The sequence below is a fragment of the Pectobacterium artocarpous genome (assembly GCF_046159765.1).
GTDB lineage: Bacteria > Pseudomonadota > Gammaproteobacteria > Enterobacterales > Enterobacteriaceae > Pectobacterium.
Window position 1 is genome coordinate 1 of the sequence record NZ_JBJXVK010000017.1, and the last position, 15,527, is coordinate 15,527.

General features: G+C 52.6%; 8 protein-coding genes and 1 pseudogene. 8 read left to right on the forward strand and 1 reads right to left on the reverse strand.

Annotated elements, in window-relative coordinates; all coding sequences use genetic code 11:
* From ACKQAD_RS12165 to aceK, 5 genes and pseudogenes are all read left to right on the forward strand, one after another.
* Positions 1-216, forward strand: a pseudogene (locus ACKQAD_RS12165) (hypothetical protein); the annotation flags it as partial.
* A 255-nt stretch (positions 217-471) separates the two neighbouring features.
* A complete protein-coding gene (gene metA / locus ACKQAD_RS12170) occupies positions 472-1,401 on the forward strand; it encodes a homoserine O-acetyltransferase MetA (RefSeq protein WP_409160399.1) in 930 nt (309 codons plus the stop codon).
* A gap of 283 nt (positions 1,402-1,684) precedes the next feature.
* Positions 1,685-3,283, forward strand: a complete 1,599-nt coding sequence (gene aceB / locus ACKQAD_RS12175; protein WP_409160400.1) for a malate synthase A — start codon at positions 1,685-1,687, stop codon at positions 3,281-3,283.
* A 32-nt stretch (positions 3,284-3,315) separates the two neighbouring features.
* The gene (gene aceA / locus ACKQAD_RS12180; RefSeq protein ID WP_409160401.1) at positions 3,316-4,623 is read left to right on the forward strand and encodes an isocitrate lyase; all 1,308 of its coding nucleotides are present in this window, start codon (positions 3,316-3,318) and stop codon (positions 4,621-4,623) included.
* A gap of 49 nt (positions 4,624-4,672) precedes the next feature.
* Positions 4,673-6,448, forward strand: a complete 1,776-nt coding sequence (aceK, locus tag ACKQAD_RS12185) for a bifunctional isocitrate dehydrogenase kinase/phosphatase (protein ID WP_409160475.1) — start codon at positions 4,673-4,675, stop codon at positions 6,446-6,448.
* A 299-nt stretch (positions 6,449-6,747) separates the two neighbouring features.
* Here the strand turns inward: aceK and iclR are convergent, their stop codons facing one another.
* Positions 6,748-7,578 (reverse strand): glyoxylate bypass operon transcriptional repressor IclR, encoded by an 831-nt coding sequence (gene iclR, locus ACKQAD_RS12190; protein WP_409160402.1) that lies wholly within the window; start codon positions 7,576-7,578, stop codon positions 6,748-6,750.
* Between the two features lie 458 nt (positions 7,579-8,036).
* On the opposite strand from iclR, the gene metH reads away from it, so the two are divergent.
* The 3 genes from metH (at position 8,037) to foxA (ending at position 15,513) form a co-directional block, all read left to right on the forward strand.
* The gene (gene metH, locus ACKQAD_RS12195; protein WP_409160403.1) at positions 8,037-11,720 is read left to right on the forward strand and encodes a methionine synthase; all 3,684 of its coding nucleotides are present in this window, start codon (positions 8,037-8,039) and stop codon (positions 11,718-11,720) included.
* 549 nt (positions 11,721-12,269) lie between these two features.
* A complete protein-coding gene (locus ACKQAD_RS12200) occupies positions 12,270-13,226 on the forward strand; it encodes an AraC family transcriptional regulator (protein ID WP_409160404.1) in 957 nt (318 codons plus the stop codon).
* A 178-nt stretch (positions 13,227-13,404) separates the two neighbouring features.
* On the forward strand, positions 13,405-15,513 hold the full coding sequence (foxA, locus tag ACKQAD_RS12205; RefSeq protein WP_409160405.1) for a ferrioxamine B receptor FoxA: 2,109 nt from the start codon (positions 13,405-13,407) through the stop codon (positions 15,511-15,513).
* Positions 15,514-15,527 lie beyond the last annotated feature (14 nt).

Genomic DNA, 15,527 nt, shown 5'->3' on the forward strand with positions numbered 1-15,527 from the left:
TGTGCGTATTGGCGAGAACAAAACCGTCAAAATCAAACAACAGTAGGTAATCTTGTCACGCCGGGTGAGGCGTCCACGCAGAGTGGGTTCAGCAGCAACAGGATTTTGGTCGCTGATTTTATGGCTGCTTCTGAGGCACTGAGAGGTGTTATCCGTCAGGCTGCTCCCTTCGATTGGCGCAACGGGTTCAGTAGCACGACTCTACTTCTCCTGTAGAGGAACGCATACTTCAGGAGATCACGGTCATGAGCTGTCGTAAATCCAGACTCATTGTTATTTCTATCGCTGTTCCCCTGAGTGATTCTGACTCGCTCAAACATATTCAGCAGAAGTAGTTCTGATGATGCATATTGAGTCTCGTGAAACATTTTCACCTTATGCGCTGAGCACTCGACATTAGTATAAAAACTCGCTATCTTCGGGCATCTGGATGTCTAAACGTTTAAACGTATGCTTTGAGGATATAAGGTTATGCCAATTCGGGTTCCTGATGAGTTACCAGCCGTCAATTTTCTGCGTAATGAGAACGTCTTTGTCATGACGTCCTCGCGTGCTAAAACGCAGGAAATACGTCCCCTCAAAGTGCTGGTGCTGAACCTGATGCCTAAAAAGATCGAGACTGAAAACCAGTTTCTGCGCCTGCTATCCAATTCGCCATTACAGATCGATATTCAACTGCTACGTATCGATAGTCGTGAATCAAAGAATACACCAGCCGAGCATTTGAATAACTTCTACTGTGATTTCGAGGACATTCAGAATGAAAACTTTGATGGCTTGATTGTGACTGGCGCACCGCTGGGATTAGTCGATTTCTGCGATGTTGTTTATTGGCCACAGATCTCACGTGTCATCGAGTGGGCAAAAGAGCATGTTACCTCCACATTATTCGTGTGTTGGGCTGTGCAGGCTGCTCTCAATATCCTCTACGGTATTCCCAAGATGACCCGCAAGGAAAAGCTATCTGGCGTTTATTCGCATCAAACGTTACAACCCCATGCGTTGCTGACCCGTGGCTTTGACGAAACGTTCTTGGCACCGCATTCTCGCTATGCGGATTTTCCGGTTGATGTGATTCGCCAGCATACAGATTTGGACATTCTGGTTAAGTCAGAGCAAGCGGGCGCCTATCTGTTTGCCAGCAAAGATAAGCGTCTGGCGTTTGTTACCGGACACCCAGAGTATGATGCCCTCACGCTAGCGGGAGAGTTTTTCCGTGATTACGACGCTGGATTGGATCCGGTCGTACCGGTTAACTATTTCCCTGACGACAACCCTGAACTGGAGCCGAAAGCGAGCTGGCGTAGCCACGGCCATCTGCTTTTTGTTAACTGGCTGAATTACTACGTCTACCAGATTACGCCTTATGATTTACGTCGAATGAATCCTACACTGGACTAAGCCACCTCCCTTCTTGTCTCTAAGGCACCTTTTAAGGTGCCTTTCTTTTTCGTGCTGAATCATTTCATTTCTGCTGATAGGTGAAAGTCATTTCTTTTCTCTTTCTATTTTTATCTTCATTTTTATTAATGGCTTAAGTTTAAAATAATATAAAAATGGAAATTGTTTTTGATTTTGTATTTTATTGTATTACGCTTAATTCTGTCGGCTAAGAAATGTACATACTGGTTTGCCGATTTGGCGGTTGTTGATGAATGAAGCGGAATCTGAAAAGGAACCACGAATGATGCAGCAGACGATAAATAGAGAATTGACGTTTAGTCAGCGTTTTGGCGAAGGTGAGAAGCAAATTCTTACGGAGGAAGCGATTGGTTTTTTAACGGAGCTGGTCGCGCATTTCACGCCATCACGTAATCAGTTGCTTGCCGAACGGCAGGTCCAGCAGCGTAATATCGATCAGGGTAAGCTACCTGATTTTATTTCAGAAACGGCTTCCATTCGTGATAATACGTGGACAATACGCGGTATTCCCGATGACCTTCAGGATCGTCGTGTTGAGATTACCGGCCCGGTCGAGCGTAAGATGGTAATCAATGCATTGAATGCCAATGTGAAGGTTTTCATGGCGGACTTTGAGGATTCACTGTCGCCGGGATGGGAAAAGGTCATAGACGGGCAAATCAACTTACGTGATGCCGTACGCGGTACGATTTCCTATATCAATGAAACAGGAAAAATCTACCAGTTGAAACCCAATCCTGCCGTATTGATTTGCCGTGTGCGCGGTTTGCATCTGCCCGAAAAACATGTGTCCTGGCAGGGGGAAGCGATCCCCGGCAGCCTGTTCGATTTCGCGCTGTATTTTTTTCATAACTATCAGGAATTACTGAAGAAAGGTAGCGGCCCTTATTTCTATCTGCCAAAGACGCAGTCATGGCAGGAAGCGGCCTGGTGGAATGATGTTTTCTGCTATACAGAAGATCGTTTTAACCTGCCACGCGGGACGATCAAAGCAACGGTGCTGATTGAAACGCTGCCTGCCGTGTTCCAGATGGACGAGATCCTCTATCACTTGCGCGATCATATCGTTGGGCTGAACTGTGGCCGCTGGGATTACATTTTTAGCTATATCAAAACATTAAAGAACCATAGCGATCGTGTTTTGCCCGATCGCCAGTCGGTGACGATGGAGAAACCTTTCCTTAGCGCTTACTCGCGGCTGCTAATAAAAACCTGCCATCGTCGTGGCGCATTCGCTATGGGCGGGATGGCGGCGTTCATCCCAAGTAAGGATGCGGAACGCAATAACTGGGTGTTGGATAAGGTGCGCAAAGACAAAGAGCTGGAAGCGAATAATGGCCACGATGGCACGTGGGTCGCGCATCCGGGACTAGCAGATGCCGTGATGGAGGTGTTCGATCGCGCATTAGGTGAACGTAAAAATCAGCTTGATATCAGCCGTGAACAAGATGCTCCCATTCGCGCCGAGGAATTGCTGGAACCTTGTCCGGGGGCGCGCACGGAAGTGGGGATGCGCGCGAATATCCGCGTTGCGGTGCAGTACATCGAAGCATGGATATCCGGCAATGGCTGTGTTCCGATTTATGGACTGATGGAAGATGCGGCGACGGCAGAAATTTCTCGCACTTCAATCTGGCAGTGGATTCGCCACGGCAAGACGTTGAACGATGGTCGTGTGATCACCAAAGCACTGTTCCGCCAAATGCTGGCCGAAGAGATGTTTGTGATCCAGGAGGAACTCGGTGAGGCTCGTTTCAGCGGAGGACGCTTTGATGAAGCTACTCGGCTGATGGAGAAAATTACCACGCAAGATGAGCTGATCGACTTCCTGACTCTACCCGGCTACGCATTGCTTGATTAATCCTGACTGAATAATAAAAAGGAATCTCTGCTATGACGACCTCTCGTACCCAACAAGTCCAGTATATCGAAAAAGAGTGGAAAACCGCGCGCTGGGAAGGCATTACGCGCCCTTACAGCGCAGAAGATGTGATTAATCTACGGGGATCGGTGAACCCAGAATGTACCCTCGCGCAACTTGGGGCGGCGAAGCTGTGGAGTCTGCTGCATGGTGATGCCCGAAAAGGCTATGTGAATTGCCTGGGGGCGCTGACGGGAGGGCAGGCTTTACAGCAGGCGAAAGCCGGTATTGAAGCGATTTACCTTTCTGGCTGGCAGGTGGCAGCGGATGCCAATCTGGCGTCGAGCATGTATCCCGATCAGTCGCTCTACCCGGCGAACTCTGTGCCCGCAGTGATTGAACGCATCAACAACACTTTTCGGCGTGCCGATCAGATTCAGTGGGCGAACCACATTGAGCCGGGCGACAAGCGTCATACTGACTACTTCTTGCCGATTGTGGCGGATGCGGAAGCGGGGTTCGGCGGCGTGCTTAACGCGTTTGAGCTGATGAAATCGATGATTGAAGCTGGCGCGGCGGCAGTTCACTTTGAGGATCAACTGGCGTCGGCGAAAAAATGCGGGCACATGGGCGGTAAAGTGCTGGTTCCCACTCAGGAAGCGGTTCAGAAGCTCATTGCGGCGCGTCTGGCGGCGGATGTTTTAGGGGTACCGACCTTGCTGGTCGCGCGAACTGATGCGGACGCGGCGGATTTGCTGACTTCCGACTGTGATGAATACGATGGTGACTTCATCATTGGAGAGCGCACGGTCGAGGGATTCTATCGTACCCGTGCCGGGATAGAGCAAGCGATCAGCCGCGGTTTAGCGTATGCGCCTTATGCCGATCTGGTGTGGTGTGAAACGTCGACGCCGGATTTATCGCTGGCCCGCCGTTTTGCCGAAGCCATCCACGCTAAGTTCCCCGGTAAACTGCTGGCGTACAACTGTTCCCCTTCCTTTAACTGGAAGAAGAATCTGGATGACGGCACGATTGCGCGTTTTCAGGATGAGCTGTCGGCGATGGGCTACAAGTATCAGTTCATTACGCTGGCCGGTATCCACAGTATGTGGTTCAACATGTTTGACCTGGCGCATGCCTATGCGCAGGGTGAGGGGATGACGCACTACGTAGAAAAAGTGCAGCAGCCTGAGTTTGAAGCAATTAAAGATGGCTATACCTTCTCATCGCATCAGCAGGAAGTGGGTACCGGCTACTTCGATAAGGTGACGAACATCATTCAGGGAGGTGAGTCTTCAGTGACAGCGCTGACGGGATCGACGGAAGAACAGCAGTTCTGATCCTAACCCGGTCAGTGTTCGGCTGGCCGGGTTTCATCTGGAGATCATGATGACGCGTGACCTTGAAAAGCTGGTGGCGCAGACGATCCTGCAAGGGTTTGATGCGCAATATGGACGTTTTCTCGAAGTGACGGCGGGGGCGCAGCAGCGCTTTGAACAGGCCGACTGGCCTGCCGTACAACAGGCAATGAAACAGCGTATTCACCTATACGATCACCACGTTGGTCTGGTGGTTGAACAGCTGCGCTGTATTACCGGTATTCGCTGTGATGATGCGGATTTTTTGGCGCAAGTGAAGCATATCTACTCCCTATTACTGCCAGACTACCCGCGCTTTGAGATTGCTGAGAGTTTTTTTAATTCTGTCTACTGTCGTTTGTTTAACCATCGGGAACTGACGCCTGATAAGCTGTTTGTTTTCAGTTCTCAGCCTGAACAGCGTTTTCGTGAGATTCCCCGACCTATCGCCAAGACGTTTGTGCCAACCGACGGCTGGCAGAACATGTTGGAAAAGCTGCTGGGTGATGTACCGCTGCGGTTACCGTGGGAAGATTTGCCGCGTGATATTGGCTATATCGCGGCGTATTTACAGCGCACTTTCTCTGCGGAACAGCTTGCGCAGGCGATGTTACAGATGGCTAACGAGCTGTTTTATCGTAACAAAGCGGCCTGGCTGGTGGGCAAGCTGTCGCTCCCTGACGGTATTTTTCCGTTCTTGTTGCCGATTCATCACAATGAGCGGGGGGCGCTATTTATTGATACCTGCTTAACCAGTCAGGCTGATGCCAGCATTGTGTTTGGTTTCGCCCGTTCTTACTTCATGGTGTATGCCCCGCTGCCGTCTGCGCTGGTGGCCTGGCTGCGTGACATTTTGCCGGGGAAGACGACGGCGGAGCTTTATCTGGCTATTGGCTGCCAGAAGCACAGTAAAACCGAGTATTACCGTGAATACCTGCACTACATTGCGGCATCAGAAGAGCAGTTCATCATCGCGCCTGGCGTGAAAGGCATGGTGATGCTGGTGTTTACGCTGCCTTCGTTCGATCGCGTCTTTAAGGTCATCAAAGATCGTTTTGCGCCGCAGAAAGAGGTGAGCGCAGAGCGGGTTATGGCGTGCTATCAACTGGTGAAAGAGCACGATCGCGTCGGGCGCATGGCGGATACGCAGGAATATGAAAACTTCGTTATTGATAAGCATCGCATCAGCCCGGAATTGCTGGATGAACTGTGGCGTGAGGTGCCAGAGAAGCTGGAAGATCTGGGCGATCGGTTGGTGATCCGGCACTTGTACATGGAACGCCGGATGACGCCGCTGAATCTCTATCTGGAACAGGCAAATGCACAGCAGTTGCATGATGTGATTGAAGAGTATGGCAATGCCATCAAACAGCTGGCTGCGGCGAACATTTTCCCCGGCGACATGCTATTCAAGAATTTCGGCGTCACGCGTCATGGGCGGGTCGTGTTTTATGATTACGATGAAATTTGCTACATGACCGAGGTGAATTTCCGCAAAATACCGCCGCCGCGTCACCCAGAAGATGAACTGGCCGCAGAACCGTGGTACAGCGTCGCGCCGAATGATGTGTTTCCCGAAGAGTTCCCCCATTTCCTGTGTAGCGACCACCACATTCGCACGCTGTTTGAGGAAATGCACGGCGATCTGTTTTGCGCGGACTACTGGCGAGCACTACAGCAGCGTATCAGGGAAGGGCACATTGAGGATGTTTACGCCTACCGACGCCGCAAGCGTTTTAGCCAGCGCACCGAACCGCTATATATCACTACTGGGAATGATTCTGGCCTTTGCCGTTATCCGGCGTAAAAAATTATGCAGCGGTGGGCTTGACCGCCGAGTGAGCGACAGGACGTCGCGAAAGCCAGTGCCGCGTCGGGAACGCGTCACTGGCGGCTCGACTAGCGGTCAGGAACACCGATGGGACCGCGCCAGCGGCATAATTTCTCGCCGAAAGCCTGGGGTCACGGGGCGAGCGGCGTGTGAGCCGTCCCGTGTCGGGCGCGTGCTACGAGGTAGCATGAAAATGACGGTATTATCGCGCACGAAACTTTCCCCCTGGTTTGCATAAATATGTGACTAAAAGTCCTGATGAGGGCACATCTTGCTCATAACCCGCTGTATTCCTGCATAACCTGTTTAGCGGCTTTGATCACCAGCGCGCCGAGTTCTGTGACGCGGTCATCCGTGATGCGCGACACGGGGCCAGAGATGGAAATGGCGGCGAAGGCGTCGTGATGTTCATCCAGAATACAGGCCGCGATACAGCGTAGCCCCAGCGCGTGCTCTTCGTCATCGAACGAATAGCCCTGTTTGCGAATCAGCACGAGATTTTCCTTCAGGGTTTGCGGTGAACTGAAGGTGTGTGGCGTGTAGCCGTGCAGTCCTTTTTTGTGCAGCAGTTGCGTAACCTGCGCATCGGGAAAATGTGCCAGAAACGCTTTCCCGGCACCCGAAGCATGCATAGGCAGTTTACCACCGATGGGGGCGGACATGCGCATCAGCGCCGTACATTGTACCTGATCGATGATGATCGCCTGACTATCGGTCTGATCGAGCACGGCCAGATTGACTGTCTCGCCCGAATCTTCCATTAGCTTGCGTAGGATAGGATGCACGATCGCCAGCAAGTTGCGGCTTTGCAGAAAGCTGCTGCCGACGATAAACGCGTGTGAAGCAATCGTCCACAGCCCCAGATCGCCAACCTGACGCACAAAGCCCTGTTGCTGCATGGTCGTGAGCAGGCGGTGGGTCGTGGAATTCGGTAAACCGGCCTGTTGAGCGAGATCGGTTAGGGCCACGCTGCCGTTTGCTTTGGCGATATATTCAAGCAGCGTTAGGCCACGGGTCAGCGACTGAACCTGCCCGGTTGGCTGCGCGGTGGTGCCCATACTGGCTCTGGGTTTCTTCCCGCGTTTGGCTGGTTCTGGTGGCGTCATGGCGTCGATTCCTTTTTAGAGTAATGGAATTGATTTTCGTTTTTTTACCACAGAATGCAACTCTTCTTGCTCTGTGCTTTTTATCAGCGAATGAACTGAAAAAGTCTCATGCTGCACGGCGTTAGTGTGTTCATTACTTATGCTAGGATATACCCGTCATACTCCAAGCTGCATGTGCGTTGGCAATACTCGGCTCATCTCTGAGCCTCGCTCTGAAGAGCCGTCGCAAGCGACGTTCAAATCGGCTTAGCCGATTTGTCCTTACTCACCCCAGTCACTTACTGATGTAAGCTCTTGGGGATTCGTGCGATTGCCGCGTTACGATGCTCATTATTGAGCATCGCCCTAAAGGGCTAACGCTTCGCGTTGTTCAAAACGTTAACGTTTTGTCCTGCAACTCGGATTATTTTGGGTATAGACACTATATATCGTATTTATTGGCCGGGAATGGGGTTCGCGTGAGTAATCGGATAGACGAATTGCGGCGTCAGTTGGCGCAACGCATTATGGTGCTGGATGGTGGTATGGGCACCATGATTCAGGGTTATCGCCTACAGGAAGCAGATTATCGTGGCGAACGCTTTGCTGACTGGCCGAGCGATGTGAAGGGAAATAACGATTTGCTGGTGCTCACCAGGCCACAGGTGATTAGCGAAATCCATGACGCCTATCTGGAAGCCGGTGCCGATATCCTCGAAACCAACACCTTCAACGCTACCACCATTGCGATGGCGGACTATGATATGGAAGCGCTGTCGGCGGAAATCAATACCGTTGCTGCACAGCTGGCGCGTGCCAGCGCGGACAAATGGACGGCACTAACCCCGGATAAACCGCGCTATGTTGCTGGTGTGCTCGGCCCAACCAACCGTACCGCCTCGATCTCTCCAGATGTAAACGATCCGGCATTTCGCAACGTCAGTTTTGATCAACTGGTGGAGGCGTATCGCGAATCGACACGCGCGCTGATCGCAGGCGGCGTCGATCTGATCATGATCGAAACCATTTTCGATACCTTGAATGCCAAAGCAGCGAGTTTCGTGGTTGAAAGTGAATTTGAGGCATTAGGGATCACATTGCCGGTGATGATTTCCGGCACGATCACAGATGCGTCGGGGCGTACGTTATCAGGCCAAACCACGGAAGCCTTTTACAACTCCCTGCGCCATTCCCGTCCGCTTTCCTTCGGTTTGAACTGTGCACTGGGGCCAGATGAGCTGCGCCAGTATGTCGCTGAGCTGTCACGTATTTCAGAATGCTATGTGAGCGCGCACCCGAACGCTGGACTGCCCAACGCCTTTGGAGAGTACGATCTGGATCCGGCCGATATGGCGAAACATATCGGCGAGTGGGCGCGCTCCGGCTTTCTGAACATCGTTGGCGGCTGCTGTGGATCGACACCCGCACACATTGCCGCGATGGCAAAAGTGGTGGAAGGCGTACCGCCGCGCAAGCTGCCAGAGATCCCGGTCGCCTGTCGCTTATCCGGCCTGGAACCGCTGACTATCGATGCCAACACCTTGTTTGTTAACGTGGGGGAACGGACGAACGTTACCGGTTCCGCACGTTTTAAACGTCTGATCAAAGAAGAGAAATACAACGAAGCGCTGGATGTCGCCCGTCAGCAGGTAGAAAGCGGCGCGCAGATCATCGACATCAATATGGATGAAGGCATGCTGGATGCGGAAGCGGCGATGGTCCGTTTCCTGAACCTCATTGCGGGCGAGCCGGATATTGCCCGTGTGCCGATCATGATCGATTCCTCAAAATGGGATGTGGTTGAGAAAGGGCTGAAGTGCATTCAGGGCAAAGGGATTGTTAACTCTATCTCTATGAAGGAAGGCATTGAGGCCTTTGTTCACCATGCCAAATTGGTACGGCGCTATGGCGCGGCCGTGGTGGTCATGGCCTTTGATGAAGTCGGCCAGGCGGATACCCGCGCGCGTAAAATTGAGATTTGTCGCCGGGCTTATCGCATCCTGACGGAAGAAGTCGGCTTCCCACCGGAAGATATCATCTTCGATCCGAATATTTTCGCTGTGGCAACGGGGATCGATGAACACAACAACTATGCGGTGGATTTCATTGAGGCCTGTGCAGACATCAAGGCGCAGTTGCCCCATGCAATGATCTCCGGCGGCGTGTCTAACGTGTCCTTCTCATTCCGCGGCAACGATCTGGTGCGTGAAGCGATCCACGCCGTCTTCCTTTATCACGCGATCCGTAATGGCATGGACATGGGGATTGTGAATGCCGGGCAGTTGGCGATCTATGACGATCTTCCTGCGGAACTGCGCGATGCGGTGGAGGATGTGATCCTGAACCGTCGCAGCGATGCCACCGAACGCATGCTCGAGTTGGCAGAAAAATATCGTGGCAGTAAAACGGAAGATGAAGGCAGTAAAACGCAGGCGGAATGGCGCGGCTGGGATGTGAAGAAGCGTCTGGAATATTCTCTGGTTAAAGGCATTACCGAATTCATTGAGCTGGACACTGAAGAGGCGCGCCAGCAGGCTACACGGCCGATAGAGGTGATTGAAGGTCCGCTGATGGATGGCATGAACGTGGTCGGCGATCTGTTTGGCACGGGGAAAATGTTTTTGCCACAGGTGGTGAAATCTGCCCGCGTGATGAAGCAGGCGGTGGCCTATCTCGAGCCTTATATTGAAGCCAGCAAGGCCAAAGGTACGTCCGCTGGGAAGATCCTGCTGGCGACGGTTAAAGGCGATGTTCACGATATCGGTAAGAATATCGTCGGCGTGGTGCTGCAATGTAACAACTACGAAATTATCGATCTGGGTGTGATGGTGCCGACGGATAAGATCCTGAAGACCGCGCGTGAAGAGAAAGTCGATATTATCGGGTTGTCCGGGCTGATTACGCCGTCGCTGGATGAAATGGTCAACGTGGCGAAAGAGATGGAGCGTCAGGGCTTTACGCTGCCGCTGTTGATTGGCGGTGCGACGACCTCTAAAGCGCATACCGCTGTGAAGATTGAGCAGAATTATAGCGGCCCGACGGTCTACGTGCAGAATGCCTCACGCTCTGTCGGCGTGGTGTCAGCGCTGCTGTCCAGTACGCAATATGACGACTTTGTTACGCGCACCCGTAAAGAGTACGAAACCGTGCGTATTCAGCATGCGCGTAAAAAGCCGAGAACGCAGCCCGTGACGCTGGAAGCGGCTCGTGCTAATGCCTCAACGCTGGACTGGGAAAATTACACGCCGCCGGTGGCGCATCGTCTGGGCGTTCAGGAAGTGACGGCCAGCATTGAAACGCTGCGCAACTACATCGACTGGACACCGTTCTTTATGACCTGGTCGCTGGCGGGGAAATATCCTCGCATTCTGGAAGATGAGGTCGTGGGTGAAGAGGCCAAACGCCTGTTTGCTGACGCCAACGCGATGCTGGATGACTTATCCGCGCGTGGTGCGCTGAATCCCCGTGGCGTGGTGGGCTTATTCCCGGCGAATCGCGTTGGGGATGACGTCGTGATTTATACCGATGAACGGCGTGAAACGGTGCTGTCAGTCAGCCACCATCTGCGTCAGCAGACGGAGAAAACCGATTTCCCGAACTATTGCCTGTCTGACTTCGTGGCACCGAAGTCTAGCGGTAAGCCAGATTATCTCGGTGCCTTTGCGGTAACTGGCGGGCTGGAAGAAGATACGTTGGCCGATCAATGGGAAGCTCAGCATGATGATTACAACAAGATCATGGTGAAGGCGATCTCTGACCGTCTGGCGGAAGCCTTTGCGGAATACCTGCATGAGCGTGTGCGTAAGGTCTACTGGGGCTATGCGCCGAATGAGAACCTCAGTAATGAGCTGCTGATTCGAGAAAACTATCAGGGGATTCGCCCTGCACCGGGCTATCCAGCTTGCCCGGATCACACGGAGAAAGTGCAAATTTGGCAGTTGCTGGATGTGGAAAAGCATACTGGTATGAAGCTCACCGAATCCTATGCCATGTGGCCGGGCGCGTCGGTATCCGGCTGGTATTTCAGCCACTCCGACAGCAAATACTTCGCCGTCGCACAAATCCAGCGCGATCAGGTGGAGGATTACGCGGTGCGTAAAGCTATGGATGTGAGTGAGGTAGAGCGCTGGCTAGCGCCAAACCTGGGCTATGATGCGGATTAAGTTTCGACGTAAGTCGAGTATGACAATATCAGCCTCGGAGATTTAGCCATCTCAACTATGCCCGTGAGGGGGCGTTTCGTGCGTGATAAGACACATGATTTCTCTGTGGCACTAGCACCACGCCCACTCAGGGCGCTCAGTCGCCGCTGCCCTGAGAACCCAGGCTTTTTGGCGGAAATTATGCCGCTTTGCGGTTCCTTCGGCATTCGAGAACGCTAATCGTGCCGCTAGTGACGCGCTCCCGGCGCGGCACTAGCTTTCGCAGCGTCCATGCTGCTCACACGGCGTCCTCGCTCGCCTCAGCATAATTTTTAACGCCACTTGAAAAGCCAAACCGGTTAGCACGCAGATGTTTTCTGCTTCCTAGCCTATCGTCATGCAAGATTGATTGTGATGAGAATAGTTATCAGTTTATTGATGCGTTTTCATGGTAATGGTAAGGTGAGCGCCAATTAAGCAGAAAGTGCTGTTCTGTTTTCATTCCACGCATTTCCGTTAATCGCAGGCCTGATTCTGGGCGTTAAACAGGATGAGGATATCTTCTCGCCTATGCTAAAACGATTCTTTTCCATTGAGGATTTCTTCGACATCGGTGAACGTTACGGGATTGATTACCGCTTCCCGCAGTTGTCGTCTTGCCGCGATCGTACGAAAGAAAAACGTATCGTCGTGCAGGGGGATGTCGAAGAGATGACGCTCTCCTCCGGTATTTGTCTGACGAATTCCAACGTGCGCGTGTTGCAGCCTTACGAATCGACGTCTTTGCACTGTTGCCCGTTTTATACGCTGGTGGTGCTGGAAGGGGGCGTCGCGCTGCGCCTGAACGGTAAGGCGTTTATGGTACGATCGGGCATGGCATTCAGCACCCGGCTGGGCGATCCGCTAGTCATGAACGCCAGCCACCTTGCAGATTGTCACCTTCGTACCGTATCACTGGGTATTTTTCCCGCCACTTTTGCTTTGAATCCGCTGTTGGGCTCGCTGCTGAGCGAGTGGGAACAAGGGGGAAACCCGACGTTTCTATGGCAAGTTCCCGGCTATGTGTTATCTGGGTTACAGCACGCGTTGGAAAACACTACGCCGGGACTATCCCGCCAGTTGATGCTGGAAGGCGTAATGCTACAGTTGCTGGGGCAAGGCCTGTCATTTGGGCAACGTGGTAGGGAACGGCGCGTATTGCCTCCACCTGGTGAACAAGAGCGTCTGGAGAACGTGCGGCGACGTCTGGCGCAACAGCCTGAAAAAGCGTACACCCTTAATGAACTGGCGCAGTTGGCCGCGATGAGCAGCAGCAGCCTGCGCACCAAGTTTCGTCAGGCGTATGGCCATTCGGTTTTTGATTACCTGCGCGACTGTCGGCTGGAGCTGGCTCGACGTTATCTGGCGCAGGGATACAGCGTTCAGCAGGCGGCCTGGATGTCGGGCTACCAGCACGCGACCAACTTTGCCACGGCTTTCCGGCGGCGTTACGGTATGGCGCCAAGCGATGCACGTATGCCCAGCTAGCGTTTCCTTTTATTACTCTTCCGAGCTTTATTTATGTCAGAGGTTGCCCGCTTGACGTTTTCTCTCTGAGTTCCCGTTTTGTCATTGCGCATACACAAGCTGTCATCGCGCATAGCTATTGCAAGACTAAAAACGGTAATAATTCTTATTTACAATAATAAGGTCTGTGGAGATTCCCATGTTCAGAAAAACGCGGCTGGCGCTGGTGGTCGGCTGTTTCACCAGTGGATTTATTGTGTCGGCACTGGCGCAGGATACGCCATCCTCTTCTTCTCAGGGCGATACGTTAGTCGTGACGTCTCAAACACAGCGTGGTGCGACCAAGCTGGAAACGCCTGATATTGAGACTCCTCAAGCCGTTTCTATCATTACGCGCGATCAGATTCAGGAACAAGGGGCGACCAGCGTTCGGCAGGCGGTTGGCTATACACCGGGTGTGTATAACAACCAGATCGGCGCGTCCAACCGCTTTGACTACATGGTTCTGCGCGGCTTTTCCGACGGCAGTCTTGATAACGTCTATCTCGACGGGTTGAAGGTGATGGGGGATACCAACTCCCATAGCTCACTGGTTATCGATCCCTGGTTTCTCGACAGCATTGAAGTGGTCAGAGGGCCTGCGTCCGTACTCTATGGTCGTTCTTCTCCGGGCGGGATTGTTGCGCTGAATTCCCGTCAGCCATCGTTCGATCGCAGCGGACAGATCAAATTATTCGCAGGTAATAATGCACAGCGCGGTGCGGCGTTTGACGTTACCGGACCGTTGGATGATGATGAACGTTTTGCGTTCCGTCTGGGGGGAATGGTTCGCGAGGCGGATACCCAATTTGGGCCGCTGAAAGAAGAACGCTATGCGATTGCGCCTAGCCTGCTGTGGCGGATTTCCGACAAGACGCGTCTGGAATTGATGGCCTACCTGCATCGCGATCCTGAGGGCGGCAGCCATTCGGGTTTACCGTATGACGGCACGGTGGTGGCGCATAACGGGCGGAAAATCTCGAACTCTTTCTATGAAGGGGAAGAGAATTATGAGAAATACGACCGTAAGCAAAACATGGTGGGATACAACTTTGAGCACGGCTTTGATAGCGGCTGGGCAGTACGCCAGAAACTGCGTTATCTGCGTACCAAGGTGCATTTGGATCAGGTATACGCCTATGGCTGGACGCAGCCAAGCGCGGATACGCTGACCCGCTACTACTCCGGTTCCCGTGAGTCGCTGTCGGCGCTCACGTTAGATAATCAGCTTGATGGCAGCGTGGATATCGGTGCGGTAAACCACCGTCTGCTGGTGGGAATCGACTATCAACAACGCCATAATGATGTGGACTGGCCTTCCGGTTCCTTCCCTGCAATCGACGCATTTAACCCTGTTTACGGTTCCGGTCCTACGGACATGTATGCCAGCACGATGGAAAAACATAAGCTGCAACAGACGGGCATTTACGTGCAGGATCAAATGAGCTGGGAGCGCTGGCGTTTAACGCTGGGCGGTCGGTACGATCAAGTGAAAGTGACCCACATTAACCAGACGAAAGGGACACACAGCGAGCTGGATAAAAACAACTTTAGCTCGCGTGCCGCGTTGCTCTATCTGTTTGATAGTGGCTTTGCGCCGTATGTCAGCTATTCCACTGCCTTTACGCCGACCAGCTTCGCCGATGATAATGGCAATGTGCTGGAGCCAATGAAAGGCAAACAGTGGGAAGCCGGGATGAAGTATCAGCCTGAAGGTTCTCAGGATCAGTACAGCCTGTCGGTATTCCGTATTAATCAGAAAAATGTGGCGACCAAAGTTCAGCCTAACGACCCTTACCGATCTGTTGGTGAAATCGAATCGGAAGGAGTGGAGTTAGAGGCCGTGAGCCATATTACCGATAATCTGCGTCTGCAAGCGGCTTATACCTATACGGATATTCGCTACAAGAAAAGCAGTGCGGCTGAGCAAGGAAAACGTGCGGTGTACGCGCCACGCAATCAGGTCAGCGCCTGGGCCAGCTATGATGTCAAAAGCGGTCTGCTGGACGGTTTGACTATTGGTTCCGGCGTACGCTACGTGAACGGTGTGACCTCCGATCGTGCCAATACCTACACGCTGCCTTCTTATACGCTGGTGGATATGGCGGTGGGATACGATCTCTCGAAAGTGGGTCTGAAAGGGTTGAGTGCGCAACTTAATGTGAACAACCTGACTGATAAACGCTACGTGGCGGCGTGTAACTCGCTGGAGTTCTGTTACTTCGGTGCCGAGCGTAGCGTAGTCGGCAGCGTCTCTTATTCGTTCTAATCGTCTGTTTTCTC

Bases quoted from the DNA above. Each gene is read 5' to 3' on its own strand.
- metA (WP_409160399.1), top strand. From the start codon at position 472: ATGCCAATTCGGGTTCCTGATGAGTTACCAGCCGTCAATTTTCTGCGT.
- aceB (WP_409160400.1), top strand. From the start codon at position 1,685: ATGATGCAGCAGACGATAAATAGAGAATTGACGTTTAGTCAGCGTTTT.
- aceA (WP_409160401.1), top strand. From the start codon at position 3,316: ATGACGACCTCTCGTACCCAACAAGTCCAGTATATCGAAAAAGAGTGG.
- aceK (WP_409160475.1), top strand. From the start codon at position 4,673: ATGACGCGTGACCTTGAAAAGCTGGTGGCGCAGACGATCCTGCAAGGG.
- iclR (WP_409160402.1), bottom strand. From the start codon at position 7,578: ATGACGCCACCAGAACCAGCCAAACGCGGGAAGAAACCCAGAGCCAGT.
- ACKQAD_RS12200 (WP_409160404.1), top strand. From the start codon at position 12,270: ATGCTAAAACGATTCTTTTCCATTGAGGATTTCTTCGACATCGGTGAA.
- foxA (WP_409160405.1), top strand. From the start codon at position 13,405: ATGTTCAGAAAAACGCGGCTGGCGCTGGTGGTCGGCTGTTTCACCAGT.